Here is a 21,275-nt window from a genome sequence, read left to right on the forward strand (position 1 = left end):
ATTCTTAAAACAGTAAAAAGGAAGCTGTCGCTTCACGAAAATTCATTCGTTAAAGCGACAGCCTCTTGTTGTTTTTACTGAACTGATTTTAACGTTGCGATATGTTAGCCAGTAATATGCCGAGTTGCTTCTTCTACAGATGCTCCGAGAATTTTCATTGTCTCGATAGTCAAAGCAACATATTGCTTAACAGTTTCTTCGGTCATATAAGGGATGGGATTCTCTGCATGGTACATATCACAAGTCACCAAATTAATAACAGCAGCTGTTCTTGGAATCATACCTGCTCCACCGATTTGCTCGTGGAGTTCGTTACTCATAAAACTGACACCGCCGCAATCTTGACTAACAGTCAGCGCTAAGTCTCCAATAATCGATATTTTCTCAAAACTTGTTTCTGCATCATGAAGCGCCTTACCAAGCTGGACTATTTTATCAGCAACCATTTGCGTATTTTTACGCAGCCCTCCGGGTCCACGTTTCATTCCGCCTTTCCTATAATATACTGGAAGCCCCAGCTTTTTTCCTGCCTCCATAAATGCTCTGGCTACATATGGATTATCGTCTTCTTCATCTGCCCGAACAAAATAGGTATTTTCCGTTAAGCCATCGGAAAAACTAGAATAAATCATAGCTTCGACAACCAAAGTCGGCAAATGATCCATGCCAAGGGAACGAATAACTTTCCCTTTTGCACCACAAGTTGAATTTCCCTCAAGATCCTCCAGAGGACCAAGTCCCCCCTTTGACGCATTTACTGTGGCAAGAATAGATACGTCGATACCATCAATATTTACAACTGTACCAGCAATCTGACCGATATTATCGCCAACATCCTCAACACAGTGAACAAAATTTTGAGAGAAATTGACAACAAACCCATTTACAGCTGCATTTGCCAAAGCAGTCTGCAATGCAACCGGCGTTTCTGAGATACCTTGTCCGTAAAAACGTCCGAAAACATCCAGCACCAACGTATGTGTATTGATAACCTCTTTTCCAATGAGTTTCCGGATCATCTTTTTTTCCTGGGGTGTAATGTCTCGCCGCGCATACCCTTTTCCAATGCCACCGTTCTTCATAACAGCCGTAATCCAATTTCCATCAAAAAGAATATCCTCTAATTCCATAGAAATTCCCGATGCTTCTTTTAAAATTTCCAGAACTGTAGATAATCCCGAAGAGTCATCCTGAACCTGATTATTCAAACTGTGGCAATGACCACACCCTACGTGCCCAGCAATGGCCACAATACCTTCTTTTTTTTCACTAAAACAAATACTCATATTGAAATCCTCCCACATTCAGTCATTTTACAGTATAAGGGTCAATGCAGAGATGATCAGCAGAATATATACGATTCGCAGGAACTTCTGCCGATCCAGCTTCTGAGCTAGTTTTCCACCAATCCATACGCCCAGGAATACTGCAGGTAGACCAATCAAAATATTAGTAATATTGGAAGTAGTAAACAGTCCACTAGAAATTTGCTGAACCATCATGGAAGCGTTCATAAAAATCCAAATTAATCCAAGAGTTCCACGATGCGCATTAGTATCTTTGATTTTCTTAGATACATAAATGATAAGCAGAGGACCTCCGGAAACAAAGAGTCCCTGAAAAAGGCCTGCCATAAAAAGGACAATGATCAATCCAATTTCATTAAAATCCAGACTCCCTTTGTAGAACATCTCCTTCAATGCAACCAAGATAATAAAAACAGCGTAAATATAGAGTAAAATATTGCCTTCAACAATATTTGTCAAAGCCATTCCGGTACCGAGACCCAGTCCCATCAAAATAATAATTTTAATGGCTTCTTTCCATTCCAGCTTCCGGAAATTTTTAACAAAAAGAATGACAGAACTGACCAAACCAAACGTATTTACTGCAACCTTTGCAGGGATTAAACCAAGAATGTTGATTGAAGGGGGCATTGCCAGAAGAGAACCCGCAAAACCTGTCAATCCCTGAATGATATTGGCAATAAAGATAGCAACCGCAAACAATACATGTTCCATAACCGCACCTCAATAAGTATATTTTTTTTAATGCATGACTACTTCGCAATTCTGCCGTAAAAACGATTATGCTAGCAAAATTAACGTTTTCCAAACCCAAACGACTTTTGTGCACTAATCATATATTTGGATGACATAATTATATTCTTTATATAGAAAAGGTACAATAACTTATTTACAATATCGTGTTATAATATATACGTTATAATAAAAGTAGTATAATATTGATATTAGCACAAAATCACGCCACTTCTTGGAGAAAGAGAGAGAAATTATGCTTAAAATGGAATATTTTTACTATATGAAGGAAGTATGCCAGACAGGATCCATTAATCGTGCAGCAGAAAATCTATATATATCTCAACCTTATCTCAGCCAGACTCTCAGGAAAATAGAGCAGCAGTTGGGAGTAACTCTGCTGAAGCGCAGCAACAAAGGGATTTCTCTTACAGATGCTGGAAAAGAATTTTTGAATATCTCAAAGGAAATTATTCAGCTTACACAACAGGCAGAATCTTTACACAATCAATATGAATGTGGTTCCCAAGAGCTAAACATAAGCAGTATGCCATCATTTACAATGATGAACTTGTTTCAGCAATTTTTAAGAAGCGGTTCCTCCAAAAAATTTGTGGGAAATCTTATTGAAATGCCAAACGGGCAGGTCCCAGATGAAGTTTATCGTGGAAATTGTAATATTGGGTTACATTATGTAACATCCAGTCAATATGAAGCATCCATTCAAAAATTTCATTCTATGGGCATGGTATTTACCCCGTTGGTAAATGAACCACTATATGCTGTATTGAACACCAAGTCTCCTTTGTCCAAACTGGACAAGATTTATCTGGAGCAACTTCATGGAATGAATTTTCTTGCAGAATATATCAAAATTTCTGGAAAAAAGAAACCCGTTGAAAACAATCCCTTGCCCAATGTTTTCTTCAGGCAGCAGGGGGGGCCTGTGTTTAACAACAACCGTAGTATGTTACATTATCTTACAATGAGTGAAAATAGCTACTGTGTAGGGCAAAAGTCGTTAAATCTTTGCAATCCATTTGTTGATATGGGACAACTTGTATATGTCCCGTTTGCAGATATAAATATTAGATTTATCACAGGGTATCTGACATCGGAATCGCAGAATTCTTCCCTACAGGAAGAACAGTTTTTATCCATGCTAGAGGGCTACTTTGACCAATACTGTGAAAATATGTTTACGTGGGAAAAGGCATGAACTGTGTGAAATTTTATATTTGAGGCTCTCGGCTAAGTCTAAACATTTTTATCCAAAACAAAAATTAATAATAAGCAGTACCGCACAAACCGTGTTTGTGAATCGCAGAATGTTTAAATGGTTCACACGATTGCTTTGTTCGATACTGCTTTTTGTTATATGTATATAGTTATAACATACTATTGAAAAGCCGTATCTTCACTACATTATGTAATTGATGTTATTATGATGCCAGATGGACGTACAGTCATCCAAAAAAAATTACCTATACGGAGGAATAATGTTATGAATCTTGCCAAATTTTCCAGAAGAAGATACACCTATTATGATACCCCAATTGAGTATCTGGCCAATCTAACCAAGGTTATGGGTGGTCCTAATATCTACATGAAGCGCGATGATCTGCTTGGGCTAACCGGTGGTGGAAATAAGACCAGAAAGTTAGAATTTCTGATGGCTGAGGCACTGGAGCAGGGTTGTGATACGATTCTGACCTGTGGAGCTGTGCAATCTAACCACTGCCGTCTGACTCTGGCAGCAGCTGTTAAGGAAGGACTGAAATGCCAGCTGGTGCTGGAAGAGCGTGTGGCTCATAGCTACAATCCTGAAGCATCCGGCAATAACTTCCTGTTCAACCTTTTAGGCGTAGAAGCCGTTCGGGTAGTTCCTGGCGGAACCGATATGCTTGGGGCTCTGAATCAGTTGGCTGATGAATTGCGTGCACAGGGACGTAAACCTTATGTAGTTCCAGGTGGCGGTTCTAACCCTCTTGGTGCCCTTGGCTATGTATCTTGCGCACAAGAGCTGCTGCAGCAGTCCTTCGATATGGGAGTAAACTTCGATCATATTATTTGCCCATCTGGATCCACTGGAACTCATGCCGGAGTGTTATCTGGTATTCTGGGCAATAATGCTAATATTCCAGTCACAGGAATTAGCGTCAACCGTAAAAAGGAAATTCAGACTGATGCCGTTTTCAACCTGACACAGCGTACTATGGATTTACTCGACTGTGAAAATAAGCCTACCAAGGATAAAGTTGTTGTATTTGACGACTATGTTGGTCCTGGCTATTCCCTGCCTACTCAGGGCATGGTTGATGCTGTCCAGCTTCTGGCTCGTACAGAAGCAATCCTGATGGATCCTGTGTATACAGGCAAAACTATGGCTGGTTTCCTTGATCTGATCAGAAAAGGATACTTTGAAGGATGCAAAAATGTTCTGTTCTTGCATACTGGTGGTTCTCCTGCACTGTTTGCTTATGAAAACACTATTCTCAACGGTGTAGAATAATTGCTGTTACATCCTGATTTATAACGAATCACCAGGGGGTGCCATTGGCACCCCCCTGGAATCTATTTTCTCATCTCGCTGTATTCTCAATAGATCATCGTAGAAAAATTTTAGGGAATTATTGCTGATCTTGCGGCAATAAACAATGCTTATGCTCAATTCTTCTCCGCCCTTTTCCTACTAGTACATCGTTTCGTAAATAACTGTACTGATCCGCAGACAAGTGAGTGGTATAGTTATTTCGAAAACGATGTACTAGGGCGGCTTGTCAGATATCTTGTCTGCCCAAAGAAGCTCTCGTGGAGATTGAATGCATTGCTGCATGTGATTGAATCACAATCCTTCACTCGGAATACAGACCAGCGCACACGGTATGATACAAATATGTGCAAATAAATTCAAATGTTGTTCAAGAGCATGTTTTTTAGAGGATACAATATTTGTCTCGATAGGAACATCGGAAGGAGTACACATGAGTCAAAAACAAAATAGCATAAAATATGGAAAAATGTTTGCTATTATATTATGCCTTATCATTGGAGCATTAGCAAATCAGAGCACTTCGCTACAAAAGGTCTTACTTGGACGCACAGTTATTGGCGGACCGATGGTTGCCTTGCTGGTTACCATGGTTTTCTGCAATTTGTTACCCACGGTGAGTAAAGAATTCAAAGAAGGTACCACCTATTGCTCAAAACAATTCTTAAATTGGGGTACTATTGCAACTGGTGGAACACTAAGCTTTGCGGCAATTCTCGGAACCGGTGTAAAGGCGTTGCCTCTGATTGTTATCAATATTATTCTTAGCTTTAGTGTTGCACTTTTAATTGGCAAAAAACTAGGCGTTACCCAAAATACTTCCATTTTAGTTGGTGGAGGCACTGCTATTTGTGGAGGTACCGCTATTGCAACATTAAGTCGTATAATTAAAGCGAAAGAAGAGGAAATTGCTTTTGCAATGGCAGCAATTTTCCTCTTCGATACACTGGCAGCATTTTCTTATCCGTATTTAATGACCGCATTGGGATTCACTCCAAATCAGTTTGCCTTTGTTGCAGGTGCAGCAATCAATGACACATCCTCTGTAGCCGGTGCACAGGCAACTTACCAGAGCATGATTGGAGATAGTTCTTTTCAAGGAGCACTTAATGTTAAACTTGTTCGTACAACCATGCTGATATTTGTTGCTCTGGCATGGACATTTATAATAGCCGCTCAATCAAAAAAGGACAGTGCTGAGTCCCAAAATAGCAGCATCTTTTCGGTGATTCAAAAATCTTTTCCGATGTTTATTCTGTGGTTTGTCCTTATGGCAGGTCTGAATACTATAGGCGTGTTCTCTGATACAGGCGTTAGTTTTCTCTCTAAGCTCGGAAAGTTTTTATTCTCAGCAGCGCTTGCCGGTGTTGGTTTTAAAATTAAGTTTAAAGACGTATTCTCTAAGGGCTTAAAACCGATCGCTTTAGGCGGTGTCACATGGATATGCGTTGCCTTGTGTTCGTTTGCGTTTGCTTTTATCTTTTCGGGCTACGTTGGCTAAAAATCATCAGGTTATCTCAAACCATCAAAAGGATTTAATGGGAAGAAAGTAATCTTTTGCACCGTCTACGCCGAAGTACCGTCTCGTGTAGACTTGCTGTGATACCAACTAAACCTATCTTGAATACCATGCGTACCCTTCCTCTGTTTGTATCACTACAGGCTTGCGGTAGTACGAACAAAAGAAATAGAATCCGACCTTCTCAAGCCTTTCGTTTGGGAGGGCGATTTTCAGTATAGAGCTGGATGATAGCCGCCAATATCTCTTTCTGGAATTGCACGTGCCCATAAAATCTATTTGTGGTCCGTCTTTTACATCCATTATAAACGTTCCTTTTCCGGTACTTAAGGATAGCTTGCAATTCTTTTTTTCCAGGTATACTTAATAACAGGAGAAGATTTTCCAGGCAAAGTGTCTGGGAAAGAAAGGGGTATATTATGGTTATATACAAAGCAATAAACTATCAGGACTTAAGCCGGAAAGCTGCTAACATCATTTCCGCCCAGATCATTATGGAACCGGACTGCGTACTGGGGTTGGCAACCGGTTCTTCACCTGTGGGCACTTATAAACAGCTGATCGGACATAAAAATTCGTTTCCATTGTACATAAAAAGGGATACTGCCCGATTCTTTTATCCAGGCAATATCCCTTTTTCTTCGGTTTATTTTACTCTATCTTTTTTTCATTCTCTTCTCATTTTACCTGCTTTATAAATGCCGTTATGATACCTGCTATTTTTCTGACATCAATGGGTTTTGGCAGGTGAGAATTCATCTCTGTGTCATAGCATTTTTTCACATCTTCAAAGAGTACATTGGCCGTAAGCGCAATGATCGGGATGGTTTTTGGGTCTGTTCTTTCAAGTGCCCGGATTGCCCTGGTTGCTTACAGTCCGTCCATAACCGGCATCATCACATCTATTAAGATTACATTAAAGGTCCCTTCCGGTGTATTTAACCGAATTACTGATGATATTTAAAACGATCTCCCGCAGTTTTGTCACATCACAGATCATATATTCATGCTGTACGTCCATGTTGCATTGGTACACCAGATTCTTTTTCTTTACAAAAGGTTCAAAAACAGCCTGAAAGGCATCCAAAAGGTCTTTTATATCCCCTCCCGCCTTCTGGTCGGATGCTCTAACATATTTAGTCCCATGGCTTCCTCATTCCCTTGTAAGGGATAGATCTGGGAAACGATCCCATTTTGTTGTCATATATGGTTTAGATCTGTATGATCTGATGTGTAATACCTTCCTCTTTTAATATTTCTTTCTCCCTCTGATGGCAGGTAAAGATAATACACTGCTTGTCCCAGGCTTTTGAAAGCCATTTCAGGGCAGTTTTTAAACGGTCATCATCGTATAGAGCGAAGCTGTCATCAAAGATCAGAGGCATATTGCCTTTGTCACCGATAACAAGCTTGGCAGCAGCCAGGCGGACGGCCAGATAGATCTGGTCCATGGTGCCGCTGCTGACCTGTTCAATAGGGACAAGGCGGGTTGGTGTGTTCATAAATATATTTAAGTCCTGGTCGATGCTCATGCTGCGGTAGATGCCGCCGGTAATGCCTTCGATCAGTTCAGAAGCGGTCTTATTTAAGTAAAGCCCAAATGAATCACGGATGGTGGTGGATAAATTGGTCATTGTATCCTGGGCCAGATCCACAGCATCTAATTCTTCCTGGATGTACTTATTTTCCGCAAGAATATGTTTTAAGTGTTCTGCTTCATTTTTCTTTGCAGCCAGCTGCTCTAATTTCTGTTCCAGTTCCCACTGGATACGCTGCTGTTTCTCAATCTCTTCAGATACACCATCTTCCGTCTGCTGAAGCCTGCTGATCTCTTCAGACATAGTTTTTAAGGTATTTTCTGACTGTTCTACAGCTTTACTTAACCGCAAGAAACCAGCCAGCTTTTCTTCCAGGGCATCCAGGGCTTTCTGGGAAATAGAAGCATCCTGGAGATGTCTTGAAAAAATTTCCTGAAGCAGCCGTGTTTCGGTATCCAGCTGTTTTTTAAAATGGCGGCTGCGGTTTATTAACATGATCCCGGCAATCAGGAAAAGAATCCCGCAAAGCCCGCATAAAAGCGCCGGAAGCTGTAACGTGGCAGGTGAGAGCTGTAAAAATCTGGGAGCCAGACTGGATAACAGGGAAATCCCGGTTTCCGGGGCCAGCAGGAAGAACAAACTGCTTCCGATCCCAAGCATTGCCAGGAACATCAGTAAAAATGCCCCTACGGATCTGGAACGCTTATTGCAGGCGGCTTTTGCACTGGCATGATCTTCAAAATGCTGTCTGGTCTCATTGCGGTACTTTTCTACAGATGCCTGGTCTGTAAACTGGCTGTTTAATAAGATCTGGCGGCCTTTTGCAGCTTTTTCCAGAAGCTGTTCTTTTTCCTTTTGTTTTTTATCTAATTCCTCTTTCACCAGTCCCCGTTCCTGGCGCTTTGCTGTTAAGTGGTTGGCATATTCAGGGGCAGATATTTCCTGTTCGATCCTTCGGATCTCGCTGAGAGCTGCTGTATAGCTTTTTGCGGCTTCCGGCACAAAACGGGCTTCTAACTGCTTGCGCTGTGCTTTTAAATAAGCACTGGCCTTTGTGATGTTTAAGGCAATGCTTCCGGAGGTGTTTAAGTTTGCAATATAATTTCGCAGCTCCGAAACCATTCCACCGTCTGTGGCGCATTTTAACTGTCCAATGCTAATGGTATTATCATAAGCAGTTTCAGACAGGCCGCAGCGCAGCTTGTCCCATAAAGCCTTGTTATTCTCCTCTTCTTTTCCAGTAGTTTCATTAATGACACAAAGGCGCTTGTCACCTTTCTGGAAACGGCGCTCGATCCGGTAGATCTGCCCGTCACATTCCACACGGAGATAGCCTTCATAGACACCGCTCTGGGTCCATGGCTGGAATTTGGAGTAGGTATCGTTTTTGGAAGCACGTCCTCTCTGGCGTTCAATACCAAAGAGCATGCCCTTGATAAATGTATGTAAAGTAGATTTTCCGGCTTCATTTTTTCCGTAGACCACATTTAAGCCGTCCTGAAAGGAAATATCCCGGTTATGAAATTTTCCAAAGCCGTCAATATGCAGACTGAGTATTTTCATGGGCTTAGCTCCTTTCGTCAGTGGTGTGAAGCAGGGCATTGACGCCGTAATACAGCGCTTTCTTTTCTACAGGCCCCATATCGTCATTCTGGAGTGCCTGGATAAAGAAGCCGATCATATCACTGGAATGTTCTGCAAACAGGGCAGAAAAATCATAATCCGGTTCTGTATCGTCAATGACTTCTGCAATGCGGTAGAACGTTTGCAGGGAGGACAAGTCAAATTCAATATCCGGATCACGCATGCCTTTGATGCGGAAGCGGTAGATGTTGTTTGTGCCACGCTTTTTGATCTCTGCTTCGATCCGGTCTGCCAGTTCACCGTTTGTTGTTTCCTTTGATACGTTCACGGCTAATGGCATGTACTGGAGAGAGGCGGCAGGAACAAACTCCAGATGGGTCAGTTTTCTGGTCACAGGATGGATCTCACCGGTAAAATATCCGTGGATGCCGGTTTCTGTCAGGTCTAAAGGTTCAGGTGAACCGCAGTAAGCCATCTTATCCTCAGCGATCAACTGAGGTTTGTGGATATGTCCCAGTGCAATGTAAGAAAATGGGGATAACTCCAGGCTATTAAAGTTTAATGGAAGGTGGGAAGCATCACCGCCGTGTGCCATAAGAATCTGGATGCGGTTGTTTAAAGGAACCTGAATGTCTTCTAACAGTGGTTTTTTGATCTCAGTGGTGTGGTAGCTGAAGCCGTAAACTTCAGTATTGATATCCTCAAAATAGACGGATCTTAAAGTGGGCTCCATGAGAAATGTAACGTTTGGACTCCACGCAAAGCTTAAAAGGGCAGAATTATCCCGTATGCGGTCATGATTCCCGGCAATGAGAATGACTTTTACATTGGGAATGGTGGTAAACAGATAGTTGACTTCTTTTAAGTCCCGTACCAGTGGCTGGCGATGGAACAGATCACCGCTGATGAACAGACAGTCCGCCTGCATTTTCCCAGCCTGGGCAATGATCTTCTTAAAGGTATCTTTGATCGCCTGGGCCCGTTCACTTCCCCAGGGCTTATCTGCATCGGGAGTCATTCCCCAGTGGATGTCGCCTGTATGGATAAATTTCATGGAATCCTCCTTTGGAATTTCATGTACTCTCGGAGTCTTTCCTGCACTTGCCTTTGCGGCTGATTTTCCGCCAGCTGCACCCGAATTTCAGAGGCGGACGCAACGCCAACCCTCAGAAATTTGGGCACAACTGACAAAAAATCTTCTCACAAAATCAAGTACAAAAAGATTCCGAGAGTACATATTCTAAAAACGGCGCAAAACAAAAAAATATGTTTTGCGCCGGAGAGTGCTAGTAAGCCAACGAATTGCTACGCAGCTGCGCTGCTCCCGCAATTCTAAAAACATTCAGAATCCGCAGATTTGCAATGCAAATCGCTTCTTCTTCATGTTTTTGGCGGAAACCAAAGTCAGATGCCTTATCGTGCAAGCACGAACAGCACCTGCACTTTTGTTCCCTTGGCTTACAGTTCGCAGTTATTAACAGTTCTTGGGAATGGGATAACGTCGCGGATGTTGGACATACCGGTCAGATACATTACGCAGCGCTCAAAGCCAAGTCCGAAGCCTGCATGGCGGGTAGAACCGTATTTACGAAGATCCAGGTAGAATCCGTAATCCTCTTTCTTAAGTCCCAGCTCATCCATTCTTGCAACCAGCTTGTCATAGTCATCTTCACGCTGGCTTCCGCCGATGATCTCGCCGATTCCAGGAACCAGACAGTCTACAGCAGCAACAGTCTTGCCGTCTGGGTTCATCTTCATGTAGAATGCCTTGATCTCCTTTGGATAATCGGTAACGAATACAGGTTTCTTGAAGATCTCTTCAGTCAGGTAACGCTCATGCTCAGTCTGCAGGTCGCAGCCCCAGGATACCTTGTAGTCAAATTTGTCATTGTGCTTCATTAACAGATCAACAGCCTCAGTATAGGTGATGCGTCCGAATTCAGAGTTGAGAACGTTGTTTAAACGGTCTAACAGACCTTTGTCTACGAAGTTATTGAAGAAGTTCATTTCTTCCGGAGCATGCTCTAAAACGTACTTGATCACATATTTTAACATGCCTTCTGCAACACGCATATTATCATCCAGGTCAGCGAAAGCCATTTCCGGCTCGATCATCCAGAATTCAGCAGCATGACGGGTGGTGTTGGAGTTCTCTGCGCGGAAGGTAGGTCCGAAGGTATAGATATTGCGGAATGCCATAGCGTAGGTTTCACCATTTAACTGGCCGCTTACAGTCAGGTTGGTTGGCTTTCCGAAGAAATCCTGCTTGTAATCAATGGTGCCGTCCTCATTTTTAGGTACGTTGTTTAAGTCTAAAGTAGTAACCTGGAACATTTCTCCTGCACCTTCGCAGTCACTTCCGGTGATCAATGGAGTGTGGACATAAACAAAGTCCTTTTCCTGGAAATACTGATGGATAGCATATGCGATCAAAGAACGCACACGGAATACTGCCTGAAAAGTGTTGGTCCTTGGACGTAAATGTGAGATGGTGCGCAGATATTCAAATGAGTGACGCTTTTTCTGCAGTGGGTAATCAGGTGCAGATGCACCTTCAACAGTAACCTCAGTAGCCTGGATCTCAAAAGGCTGTTTTGCCTGTGGAGTAGCAACTAAAGTACCTTTAACAATAATGGCAGTTCCAACACCTAATTTGGAAACCTGTGCGAAGTTTTCCAGAGTGTCATGGTAAACAGCCTGAAGGGTCTCAAAATAAGTTCCGTCACTGATAACGATGAAACCGAATGCTTTAGAATCGCGAAGGCTGCGGATCCATCCGCCAACGGTAATTTCCTTGTCCAGGAACTTTTCCGGATTTTTATAAAGTTCTCTTACTGTAACTAAATCCATGATGAGTAATATCTCCTTTTCTCCAATACAAAATTTCTAAAAGCAAAATTGCAATATTATTAGGTATTATAAGGTATTTCACGTAATGTTTCAAGGTTTTCATGCGTTTCTGCGGGGTTTCTTAGGCTATTTGTGTGCATTTCTAGGCAAGAAAAGAGCAGTCTCACCTATCAACGCACTTGGTTGATGGCAGGGGACATATAGTGCCCGGAGGATTTTTAGGGCACAACATCTTGGGAAAAGTGTAAAATATAAAACATGATATCGAAAAATGTCGGAAAACTGCATAAAAAACACAAAATATATTTAAATATTTGTGTACTATTTATAAAGTTTGTGGTATAATTATGTTTACCAAAATTATATAACAGCAAGAGGTGATAACGTGATTAAAAAAGAAATGATTGCCATGCTTTTAGCTGGCGGACAGGGAAGCCGTCTTGGCGTTCTTACACAGAAAGTAGCCAAGCCGGCGGTATCTTTTGGGGGGAAGTACCGAATCATTGATTTTCCGCTGAGTAACTGTATCAACTCAGGTGTTGACACCGTTGGTGTCCTGACACAGTACCAGCCTTTACGTTTAAATTCACATATCGGAATTGGTATTCCGTGGGATTTGGACAGAAATGTTGGTGGCGTGACGATCTTACCTCCATACGAAAGAAGCAAAGGAAGTGACTGGTATACCGGTACTGCCAATGCGATTTTTCAGAACCTGGAGTATATGGAAGCATATAATCCAGAGTATGTGCTCATCCTTTCCGGTGACCACATTTACAAAATGGACTACGAAGTGATGCTTGATTATCACAAAGCAAACAATGCGGATATCACCATTGCTGCTATGCCGGTACCGATTGAAGAAGCAAGCCGTTTCGGTATCCTGATCACAGACGAGCACAACCGTATTACAGAGTTTGAGGAAAAACCAGCTGTTCCAAGAAGCAACTTAGCTTCCATGGGTATTTACATCTTCAGCTGGCCGGTTCTTAAGGAAGCCCTGATCAAGATGAAGGACGAGCCTGGATGTGACTTTGGAAAACATATCATTCCATACTGCCACGCAAAGGGCGAGAGGATCTTTGCGTATGAGTACAATGGTTACTGGAAGGACGTAGGTACTCTTGGTTCCTATTGGGAAGCAAATATGGAGCTGATCGATATTATCCCTGAGTTCAACCTGTATGAAGAATACTGGAAGATCTATACTAAGAGTGATGTGATCCCGCCTCAGTACATAGCTTCCGAAGCCCATGTTGAGAGAAGTATCATTGGAGAAGGAACTGAAATTTATGGTGAGGTTATCAACTCTGTTATCGGCGCAGGCGTTACCATTGCAAAGGGTGCTGTAGTTAAGGATTCCATTGTTATGCAGGGAAGCGTCATTGGAGCAAGTACGTCTGTTGAAAAGGCCATTATCGCAGAAAATGTAAAAGTTGGTTCTGATGTTCAGATCGGTGTTGGCGAATACGCACCAAGTACATATGACCAGAAGGTATATCAGTTTGACCTGGCCACCATTGGTGAGAACTCCATTATCCCGGACGGCGTAAAGGTCGGAAAGAATACCGCTATAGCAGGCGAGACCACCGTAGGCGACTATCCTGATGGATTACTGGCAAGCGGAAATTACATTATAAAGGCAGGTGGCGTGAAATGAGAGCGATCGGTATCGTATTAGCAGGTGGTAACAGCAAGAGGATGCGGGAACTGTCCAGTAAAAGAGCAGTGGCTGCTATGCCGGTTGCAGGAAGCTACCGCAGTATTGACTTTGCATTAAGCAATATGACAAACTCCCACATTCAGAATGTGGCTGTATTTACACAGTATAACTCCAGATCCTTAAACCTTCATCTGAGTTCCTCCAAGTGGTGGGATTTCGGACGTAAGCAGGGCGGGCTGTATGTATTTACACCATCCATTACTCCTGAAAACGGAGACTGGTACCGTGGTACAGCAGATGCTCTCTATCAGAACCTGACTTTCTTAAAGAACAGCCATGAACCATATGTAGTTATCACCTCTGGTGACGGCGTCTATAAGCTTGATTACAACAAGGTTCTGGAATACCATATTGAGAAGAAAGCAGATATCACTGTTGTCTGCAAGGATATGGAAGAGGGAACAGATGTTACCCGCTTTGGATGCGTTAAGTTAAATGATGACGGACGCATTACTGATTTTGAAGAAAAGCCTATGGCCTCTGATGCTACCACCATTTCCTGTGGTATCTATGTCATCCGCAGAAGACAGCTGATCGAACTGCTGGAGCGCTGCGCGGCAGAAGACAGATACGACCTGGTAAATGATATCCTGGTACGTTACAAGAACTTAAAGAGGGTCTATGCTTATAAGTTAGAAAGCTACTGGAGCAATATCTCTACTGTTGATTCCTACTATAAGACCAACATGGATTTCTTAAAGCCGGAAGTGAGGGATTATTTCTTCAAACAGTATCCGGATGTTTATACGAAGATCGATGATCTTCCGCCAGCAAAATACAATCCAGGCGCTGTTGTAAGGAACAGTCTTGTATCCAGTGGCTGTATTTTAAATGGTACGGTAGAGAATTCCATTCTCTTTAAGAAAGCATACGTAGGAAATAATTGTATCATTAAAAACTCTATCATTTTAAATGACGTTTATATTGGTGATAATACAGTGATCGAAAACTGTATTGTTGAAAGCCGGGATACCATCCGTGCTAATACAACTTATATTGGAACACCTGAGAACATTAAGATCGTCATTGAGAAGAACGAACGTTATACATTGTAAAAGTTACAACATAGTGCGGCCCGTTCTTCTGATTCCTGCAGAAGGGGTGCAGCACGGGGGCTGACGGAAGAAACGGAAGGAGTATTGAAACATGCAGGTAACAGATGTGAGAGTAAGAAGGGTGGAGAAAGAGGGGAAGATGAAAGCAATTGTCTCCATTACCTTAGATAATGAGTTCGTGATCCACGATATCAAAGTCATTGAAGGTGAGAAGGGACTGTTCATTGCTATGCCCAGCCGAAAGGCAGCAGATGGTGAATACCGTGATATTGCCCATCCGATCAATTCCGGTACAAGGGAAATGATACAGACGATCATTCTGGATAAGTACGAAAGTACATTATTGGAAAACGAAGAAGAAGCGCTTGCATAAGGAAGCGATAAATAAGCTACAGTAAGATACCCTGGACCAGCAAACATGGCAGAAGCCATGACTGGTCCGGGGTATTTTTATGCCGCTATAAATGAAAGTCAGTTGTTACGTGCCTTCGGCACTTTCACAATTGCCGCCCACATTCGTAATCCGGGCTATCGTCCTGCTTACTCATGCAGGCTTAATTGCCAAATGTCTATACGTCCGTGCGTGTAGGCACGCAGTCCGCATAGCCGCTGGGCAACATTTTCACGACAAATACTTTGAAATTCAAAATAATAGCATTGCATGTGGGAATCTACTGTGCTATAGTTAGGGCATAAATGTATACTAATAGACATTAATAAACAATGTGTATAGAAACTTCTAATAGCAGGTTTAGTTATAAGGAGAAAAGCCATGATTTCATACGAGAATACAAAGACAGTACAAGACCTGGTCTGGAATACGGGAAGAGAGTATGCCGGACGGGTATTTTTGCGTTATGAGGAAAATGACGTAGTATATGAAGTGACCTACGGTGAATTTGCGGATCAGTGCCATGCTGTAGCCGCCTGGCTGCGGGAGCAGGACGCAGCAGCAGGCCATAAGGTGAGAGTGGGATTAATAGGAAGCAGCAGCCACCATTATCTGGTATTTCTGTTAGGTGTAATGGCCAGCGGAAATGTAGTAGTTCCTCTGGATGTACAGTTGAATGAGGAGACCTTTGCTGATAATGTAAAACGCTCTGATCTGGATATTTTATTTTATGACTGGGATCACTATGGTCTGGTGGAAGCAGTAAAAGAGAAATGCCCCCGCCTTCGTGCCTGCATTTCTTTACAGCACGGAAAACATGTGCCGTGCTCAGACCAGATCTTAAAAGGATATACAGGGATCAGCGTGGATCCGGTGGTTTCCGAGGAAGACTGTGCTATGGTGCTGTTTACATCAGGAACAACAGGCAGAGGAAAGGGAGTTATGCTTTCTAACCGAAACCTGATGGATAATAGTTTCTGTACTACAGATAAGGATCATCCGGAAAAGGAAGTTTACCTGAATATTCTTCCGATCCACCATGTATTCTGTATTAATGGTGATGTATTTACGGTAATGCGTTATGGAAGTATTTTGTGCCTGAACCGGGATATGGCCCGTCTGGCTGCTCATATCCAGCTGTTCCAGCCTACTGTGATCCGCATGGTGCCTATGGTGGCAAAGGCTCTTTACAATAAGATCGCTATTCTTTCCAGACAGGACACAGGCCGGTCTATAAATTCCATTAAACAGGAGGTGTTGGGAAAACGCCTGCACAAGATCATCAGCGGTGGCGGTTATCTGGCACCGGAGCTGGCTGCTGATTTTAACCGTCTGGGTATTTCTATTGCCCAGGGATATGGCATGTCGGAGTGTTCCCCAAAGATCTCATCCCCGGATTGGAGCAGACCGGATAAGGTGGCATCTGTAGGAAAGATCGTGGACCGGTGCCAGGTGCGTATTGTGGACGGTGAGATCCAGGTAAAAAGTCCCTCAGTGATGATGGGATATTATAAGGAGCCGGACAAGACAGCAGAGGCGATCACAGAGGACGGCTGGCTTTGTACAGGTGACTTAGGCTATGTAGATGAAGAGAATTTCCTGTATCTTACTGGCAGAAAGAAGAATCTGATCATTTTAAGCAATGGTGAAAATGTAGCTCCAGAGCAGATAGAGAACCTGTTTGTGGACGACCGCCTGATCGAGGATATTCTGGTGTATGGGGAAGATGATATGATCGCAGCAGAGATCTATCCAAACTTTAAGTACGCAGATGCTGCCGGTATCGACCATATTGAGGAGACAGTGGCACAGATCATTAAAAAGCACAATGAAGGACTTCCTTCTTATAAAAAGATCGCCCGTTTCCACCTGCGGGATATCCCTTTTGCCAAGACTTCATCTAAAAAGATCATCCGCAGCCAGTATTTCAGCCAAAAGAAACAGGAGGCAGAGGAGCAGGTCAATGTACATAAACCGGAAAATGATATCCAGCAGAAGATTTATGATGCAGTATCTGCTGTGTTAGGACACAGTCGTTTTGGTATTGATACAGAGTTTTACAGTGCGGGGCTGGATTCGTTAGGAAGCGTGCTGCTCCTTACAGACCTGTATGAAAAGCTGCAGCTTTCTATGACCTTAAATGATCTGCTAGAACATGCTTCTGTTTTGAAGCTGGAAGCTCTTTATAAAGAGCGGGCTGCTGAAGAAAAGAAGGGGTTTGAAGTCCGGGATATTTACCCACTGACCAACCTGCAGCTGTATTTTGCCTATGTAATGCGTGGAAATACTACAGCTAATCTGCCATTTTTATTTAAACTGGATCCACATGTAAATGTGTATCTCTTAAAAACAGCAGTAGAAAGAATGTTTGATGTACATCCGGAGTTGAAATGTGTGATCCAGCTTCATGAAGGCGCATACAAAAACTTTAGAAATGATGAGAAAAAGGTGGATGTTCCTCTGATCACCTTAAGTGATGACCAATGGGAAGAGACAAGAAAGGGGTTGTTACGTCCCTATATGTATACAGAAAATGAGCCTCTTTACCATACGGGCATCTATATGACAGAGTCTGCTAACTACCTGTTCCTGGATATTGCCCATATTATGGGAGACGGCATGACCATGAATGTATTGTTTGAAGATATTAATGCTATTTATGCCGGAAAGCAGGTAGAAAAAGAGAAATATACATTTTATGAATATATTCTGGATGAAAAAGAACGGGATGCCAGAGGTCTCAGGCAGAAAAATGAAGCTTATTTTGCAGACCTGATGAAGGGCTTTAAGATCCGCAAGAGTATTCTTGCAAGAAGTGACTGCCATGATCTGGAACAGGGAGAAGACGGCGTTTTAAAGGAGCATTTTAAGGGAATCAACAGGGGCAGATTGCTGGCATTCTGCCGCAGAAATGGTATTTCTGAAAATGTAGTGTTCTTAACTGCTTTTAATTACTCCATTGGTCTGTTCAGCAATGAAAAAGATACTGTAAGCACCAGTATCCACAGTGGAAGAACGGACAGCAGATGGAATCGTCTGGCGGGACCATTATTCCTTACCTACTATTTCCGCTGCACCCGGAAAGCGGATGAAAGCGTAAAAGAGCTGCTTCAGACCTCCGGAAAGCAGATCATGAAGACCATGGGCTGTTATATTTCCAATCTTCATGCAGATGAGATGTTCTTCCAGTACCAGGGGGATATTTTAAACATCAATAAGATTGGCGGCTGGCCGGTTAAACGCGAAAAAATACAGTTAGATGCACTTCCATTCCATTTGCAGGTTATGTGGGATGAAAAGGGATATTATTATGAGCTGCGTTATTGGAAGAACCGGTTTGATACACAGCTTCTAAAGCTGTTTATGACAGTCATGGAGCAGATCGTAGCAGCTATGGAAGAGGAAGGCCAGGCAGCAGGTCTGAAAAACCGTCTTTCCCCAGATCTGTTTCCTTTGCATTATCGCGTAGAAGCAGGAAAAGTTAATGAAGCAGCCGGCTGTGAACTGATCCCGGAAGTGGATGAAGGTGAGCAGATAAAGGCATATGTACTGGATGAAAGCTGCCGTAAGCAGCCGTTTGGAGCCTGGGGCAAGCTGTATATCATGGATCACCCCACTCTTGGATGGAGTGATAAGATCACCAATCCTTATGGACCGGGAATGCTGTACCAGACAGGAAGAGAAGCACGTATCATGCCAGATGGCCGCCTGGAATTTCTGGAACAGGGCGGACGTACTGTTATGCGGGAAGGTCTCACCGGCAGAAGGTTCTTAGACCTTTATAAGCTGGAACAGGCTTTAGCGAGTGCAGGCGGTGTTACAAAGGCAGAGGCCTATGTCCGTTATGGGGAAGGAAATAAGCTGGTGCTCCAGGCAGATGTATGGGGTGTTTCTGAAGCTGATACAGAACGCTTGAAGACTTATGTAAGAGAACGCTGTGGGGAAGCGCTGGTTCCTGAGGTGATAACCGTATTTTAATAGACTTTTGGTTATTGTAGTTTTTCTCAAAACAAGGTAAAATAAAAATAAGGTCCATTTTTATGGGTGACAGAACGCAGATCACAGATCATTCTATTTAAGATGTACTTTCAAAATCATGAACAAAAAGATTCCGGGAGTACATTAACGTGAAAAGGAGAGTTTTGAGAATGAATTACGATGTAATTATTGTGGGAGCCGGTCCTGGCGGAATTTATTCTGCTTATGAGCTGATGAAGAAATGCGGTGATAAAAGAATTGCTGTATTTGATTCCGGGTATTCATTAAAGAAGCGTCACTGCCCTATTGACGGCGAAAAGGTCAAAGCCTGCATTAAATGTAAGTCCTGCTCTATTATGAGCGGTTTCGGCGGCGCTGGTGCATTCTCTGATGGTAAATATAACATTACCAATGATTTCGGTGGTACTTTATATGAATATATCGGCAAAAAGGCTGCTACTGAGCTGATGCAGTATGTAGATGAGATCAACATGGCTCACGGCGGCGAAGGTACTAAGATGTACTCTACAGCCGGAACTAATTTAAAGAAAGTCTGTTTACAGAACCGTCTGAAGCTGTTAAATGCTTCTGTCCGTCATCTGGGAACAGATATTAACCTGGTTGTATTAGGCCAGTTATATGATGAGTTAAAAGAGCATGTGGACTTCTATTTCGAGTCCCCTGTAAGCCATATTGAGTGCCTGGAAAATGGGGGATACAGAGTATGGAGCAATGACCAGTCTTATGACTGCGGGAAATGTATCGTATCTGTAGGCAGAAGCGGCAGCAAGTGGATGGAGCATATCTGTAAGGAACTGGATATTCCCACCAAGTCCAATCGTGTGGATATTGGCGTGCGCGTAGAGCTTCCCGCAGTGCTGTTCTCCCATTTAACAGACGAGCTGTACGAAAGCAAGATCGTATACCGTACAGAGAAGTTTGAGGATAATGTACGTACCTTCTGTATGAACCCCAAGGGAATCGTTGTAAATGAAAATACCAATGGCATCGTTACTGTAAATGGACACAGCTACGAGGATCCGGAAAAGCAGACAGAATGCACTAACTTTGCGCTGTTAGTTTCCAAGCACTTTTCTGAGCCGTTTAAGGACAGCAACGGCTATGGTGAAAGCATTGCCCGTCTTTCTAATATGTTAGGCGGTGGTGTTATCGTACAGCGTTTCGGTGATCTGATCCGCGGAAGACGAAGCACTCCAAAGCGTATTGAGGAAAATACCTTTGTGCCTACTCTTTCTGCAACACCCGGCGACTTAAGCCTTGTTCTTCCAAAGCGTATATTAGATGGCATCATCGAAATGATCTATGCCCTGGATAAGATAGCACCGGGAACTGCAAATGATGACACTTTGCTTTATGGTGTAGAAGTTAAGTTCTACAATATGGAAGTAGACGTAGACGAGAACCTGGAAAGCCGTCACAAAGGACTTTATATCATCGGCGATGGCAGCGGCGTGACACATTCCCTTTCCCATGCATCTGCAAGTGGTGTGTATGTAGCACGTAAGATCGCGGAGAGCCTGGAAGGATAAGTAAGATAAGCTAGTACATCGTTTTCGAAATTAGGATTTAGTTCAATAGGGTCCGAAAGGGCTCCTCCATGTATAAACGCATTCACGGCAATTTAGGACCTTTTGTTCCGCCGCCAGTTAGACAGGGCTCCGGCAAACTCACACGCTTCGCGTGTTCAAACAATGCCTCCACCCTGTCCGCTATGCTCACAAAAGGTCCCCAATTGCCTAACGAATGCTTATTATACATGGAGGAGCCCTTTCTACTGTATTGGATATGTCACATAAAAAATGCCGTACTTAAGTACAATCCCCCTCCTGCATGAAAACTGTTTATTGGTTTGCTCCTACATTTTTTATTGCCAATAACGTAGAAAGCCGCCGGTGCACATGACAGAATAAGCATTTAATGCAGAGTAAGCAAAAGACGAAGGATTGAGCTGGAAACAGAAAGGAGATATGGACTGCTGCAGGAGAGGAAAACTGTTTTGCAGCAGTTTCTGTGTGTAGTGGATGGA

14 protein-coding genes and 1 pseudogene are annotated in these 21,275 nt (G+C 43.0%); 10 read left to right on the plus strand and 5 right to left on the minus strand.

Features of this window, described 5'->3' with window-relative positions; genetic code table 11:
* Window positions 1–104: 104 nt before the first annotated feature.
* Together OGM16_06235 and OGM16_06240 are read right to left on the minus strand one after the other, a co-directional pair.
* Window positions 105–1,286: a hypothetical protein gene (locus tag OGM16_06235; GenBank protein ID UYJ47839.1), complete on the minus strand. Its 1,182-nt coding sequence runs from the start codon at window positions 1,284–1,286 to the stop codon at window positions 105–107.
* Between the two features lie 27 nt (window positions 1,287–1,313).
* Window positions 1,314–2,021 (minus strand): sulfite exporter TauE/SafE family protein, encoded by a 708-nt coding sequence (locus OGM16_06240; protein ID UYJ47840.1) that lies wholly within the window; start codon window positions 2,019–2,021, stop codon window positions 1,314–1,316.
* 274 nt (window positions 2,022–2,295) lie between these two features.
* Between OGM16_06240 and OGM16_06245 the strand changes: the two genes are divergently transcribed.
* The 5 genes and pseudogenes from OGM16_06245 (at window position 2,296) to OGM16_06265 (ending at window position 7,073) form a co-directional block, all read left to right on the plus strand.
* Window positions 2,296–3,258: a LysR family transcriptional regulator gene (locus OGM16_06245; protein ID UYJ47841.1), complete on the plus strand. Its 963-nt coding sequence runs from the start codon at window positions 2,296–2,298 to the stop codon at window positions 3,256–3,258.
* Window positions 3,259–3,543: 285 nt separating this feature from the next.
* A complete protein-coding gene (locus OGM16_06250; GenBank protein UYJ47842.1) occupies window positions 3,544–4,551 on the plus strand; it encodes a D-cysteine desulfhydrase in 1,008 nt (335 codons plus the stop codon).
* 472 nt (window positions 4,552–5,023) lie between these two features.
* Window positions 5,024–6,091 carry a putative sulfate exporter family transporter gene (locus tag OGM16_06255; GenBank protein ID UYJ47843.1) on the plus strand — a complete coding sequence of 356 codons (1,068 nt, stop codon included), beginning with the start codon at window positions 5,024–5,026 and terminating at the stop codon, window positions 6,089–6,091.
* A gap of 437 nt (window positions 6,092–6,528) precedes the next feature.
* Window positions 6,529–6,672 (plus strand): annotated as a pseudogene (locus tag OGM16_06260) (glucosamine-6-phosphate deaminase).
* A 251-nt stretch (window positions 6,673–6,923) separates the two neighbouring features.
* Complete coding sequence (locus tag OGM16_06265; GenBank protein ID UYJ47844.1) at window positions 6,924–7,073, plus strand: hypothetical protein; 150 nt, start codon at window positions 6,924–6,926, stop codon at window positions 7,071–7,073.
* A gap of 247 nt (window positions 7,074–7,320) precedes the next feature.
* On the opposite strand, the gene OGM16_06270 is transcribed toward OGM16_06265, so the two are convergent.
* From OGM16_06270 to asnS, 3 genes are all read right to left on the minus strand, one after another.
* Window positions 7,321–9,210: an AAA family ATPase gene (locus OGM16_06270; protein UYJ47845.1), complete on the minus strand. Its 1,890-nt coding sequence runs from the start codon at window positions 9,208–9,210 to the stop codon at window positions 7,321–7,323.
* A gap of 4 nt (window positions 9,211–9,214) precedes the next feature.
* Entirely contained in the window at window positions 9,215–10,285 is a 1,071-nt protein-coding gene (locus OGM16_06275; GenBank protein ID UYJ47846.1) for a metallophosphoesterase, read from the minus strand.
* Between the two features lie 404 nt (window positions 10,286–10,689).
* Window positions 10,690–12,081, minus strand: a complete 1,392-nt coding sequence (gene asnS / locus OGM16_06280) for an asparagine--tRNA ligase (GenBank protein UYJ47847.1) — start codon at window positions 12,079–12,081, stop codon at window positions 10,690–10,692.
* A 385-nt stretch (window positions 12,082–12,466) separates the two neighbouring features.
* On the opposite strand from asnS, the gene OGM16_06285 reads away from it, so the two are divergent.
* The 5 genes from OGM16_06285 to OGM16_06305 all read left to right on the plus strand — a co-directional run bounded on the left by OGM16_06285 (window position 12,467) and on the right by OGM16_06305 (window position 20,778).
* Complete coding sequence (locus tag OGM16_06285) at window positions 12,467–13,741, plus strand: glucose-1-phosphate adenylyltransferase (protein UYJ47848.1); 1,275 nt, start codon at window positions 12,467–12,469, stop codon at window positions 13,739–13,741.
* Window positions 13,738–14,859 carry a glucose-1-phosphate adenylyltransferase subunit GlgD gene (gene glgD, locus OGM16_06290; GenBank protein ID UYJ47849.1) on the plus strand — a complete coding sequence of 374 codons (1,122 nt, stop codon included), beginning with the start codon at window positions 13,738–13,740 and terminating at the stop codon, window positions 14,857–14,859. Before OGM16_06285 ends, glgD begins: the two co-directional genes overlap by 4 nt.
* Window positions 14,860–14,950: 91 nt before the next feature.
* Window positions 14,951–15,232: a septation regulator SpoVG gene (gene spoVG, locus OGM16_06295; GenBank protein ID UYJ47850.1), complete on the plus strand. Its 282-nt coding sequence runs from the start codon at window positions 14,951–14,953 to the stop codon at window positions 15,230–15,232.
* 399 nt (window positions 15,233–15,631) lie between these two features.
* Window positions 15,632–19,228 (plus strand): AMP-binding protein, encoded by a 3,597-nt coding sequence (locus tag OGM16_06300; GenBank protein ID UYJ47851.1) that lies wholly within the window; start codon window positions 15,632–15,634, stop codon window positions 19,226–19,228.
* Window positions 19,229–19,398: 170 nt separating this feature from the next.
* On the plus strand, window positions 19,399–20,778 hold the full coding sequence (locus OGM16_06305; protein UYJ47852.1) for an FAD-dependent oxidoreductase: 1,380 nt from the start codon (window positions 19,399–19,401) through the stop codon (window positions 20,776–20,778).
* The last annotated feature ends 497 nt before the right edge of the window (window positions 20,779–21,275 follow it).

Source organism: Lachnospiraceae bacterium (genome assembly GCA_025758065.1).
GTDB lineage: Bacteria > Bacillota > Clostridia > Lachnospirales > Lachnospiraceae > Enterocloster.

Coding starts and splice junctions, on each gene's coding strand:
- OGM16_06235 (UYJ47839.1), bottom strand. CDS start 1,286: ATGAGTATTTGTTTTAGTGAAAAAAAAGAAGGTATTGTGGCCATTGCT.
- OGM16_06240 (UYJ47840.1), bottom strand. CDS start 2,021: ATGGAACATGTATTGTTTGCGGTTGCTATCTTTATTGCCAATATCATT.
- OGM16_06245 (UYJ47841.1), top strand. CDS start 2,296: ATGCTTAAAATGGAATATTTTTACTATATGAAGGAAGTATGCCAGACA.
- OGM16_06250 (UYJ47842.1), top strand. CDS start 3,544: ATGAATCTTGCCAAATTTTCCAGAAGAAGATACACCTATTATGATACC.
- OGM16_06255 (UYJ47843.1), top strand. CDS start 5,024: ATGAGTCAAAAACAAAATAGCATAAAATATGGAAAAATGTTTGCTATT.
- OGM16_06265 (UYJ47844.1), top strand. CDS start 6,924: ATGATCGGGATGGTTTTTGGGTCTGTTCTTTCAAGTGCCCGGATTGCC.
- OGM16_06270 (UYJ47845.1), bottom strand. CDS start 9,210: ATGAAAATACTCAGTCTGCATATTGACGGCTTTGGAAAATTTCATAAC.
- OGM16_06275 (UYJ47846.1), bottom strand. CDS start 10,285: ATGAAATTTATCCATACAGGCGACATCCACTGGGGAATGACTCCCGAT.
- asnS (UYJ47847.1), bottom strand. CDS start 12,081: ATGGATTTAGTTACAGTAAGAGAACTTTATAAAAATCCGGAAAAGTTC.
- glgD (UYJ47849.1), top strand. CDS start 13,738: ATGAGAGCGATCGGTATCGTATTAGCAGGTGGTAACAGCAAGAGGATG.
- spoVG (UYJ47850.1), top strand. CDS start 14,951: ATGCAGGTAACAGATGTGAGAGTAAGAAGGGTGGAGAAAGAGGGGAAG.
- OGM16_06300 (UYJ47851.1), top strand. CDS start 15,632: ATGATTTCATACGAGAATACAAAGACAGTACAAGACCTGGTCTGGAAT.
- OGM16_06305 (UYJ47852.1), top strand. CDS start 19,399: ATGAATTACGATGTAATTATTGTGGGAGCCGGTCCTGGCGGAATTTAT.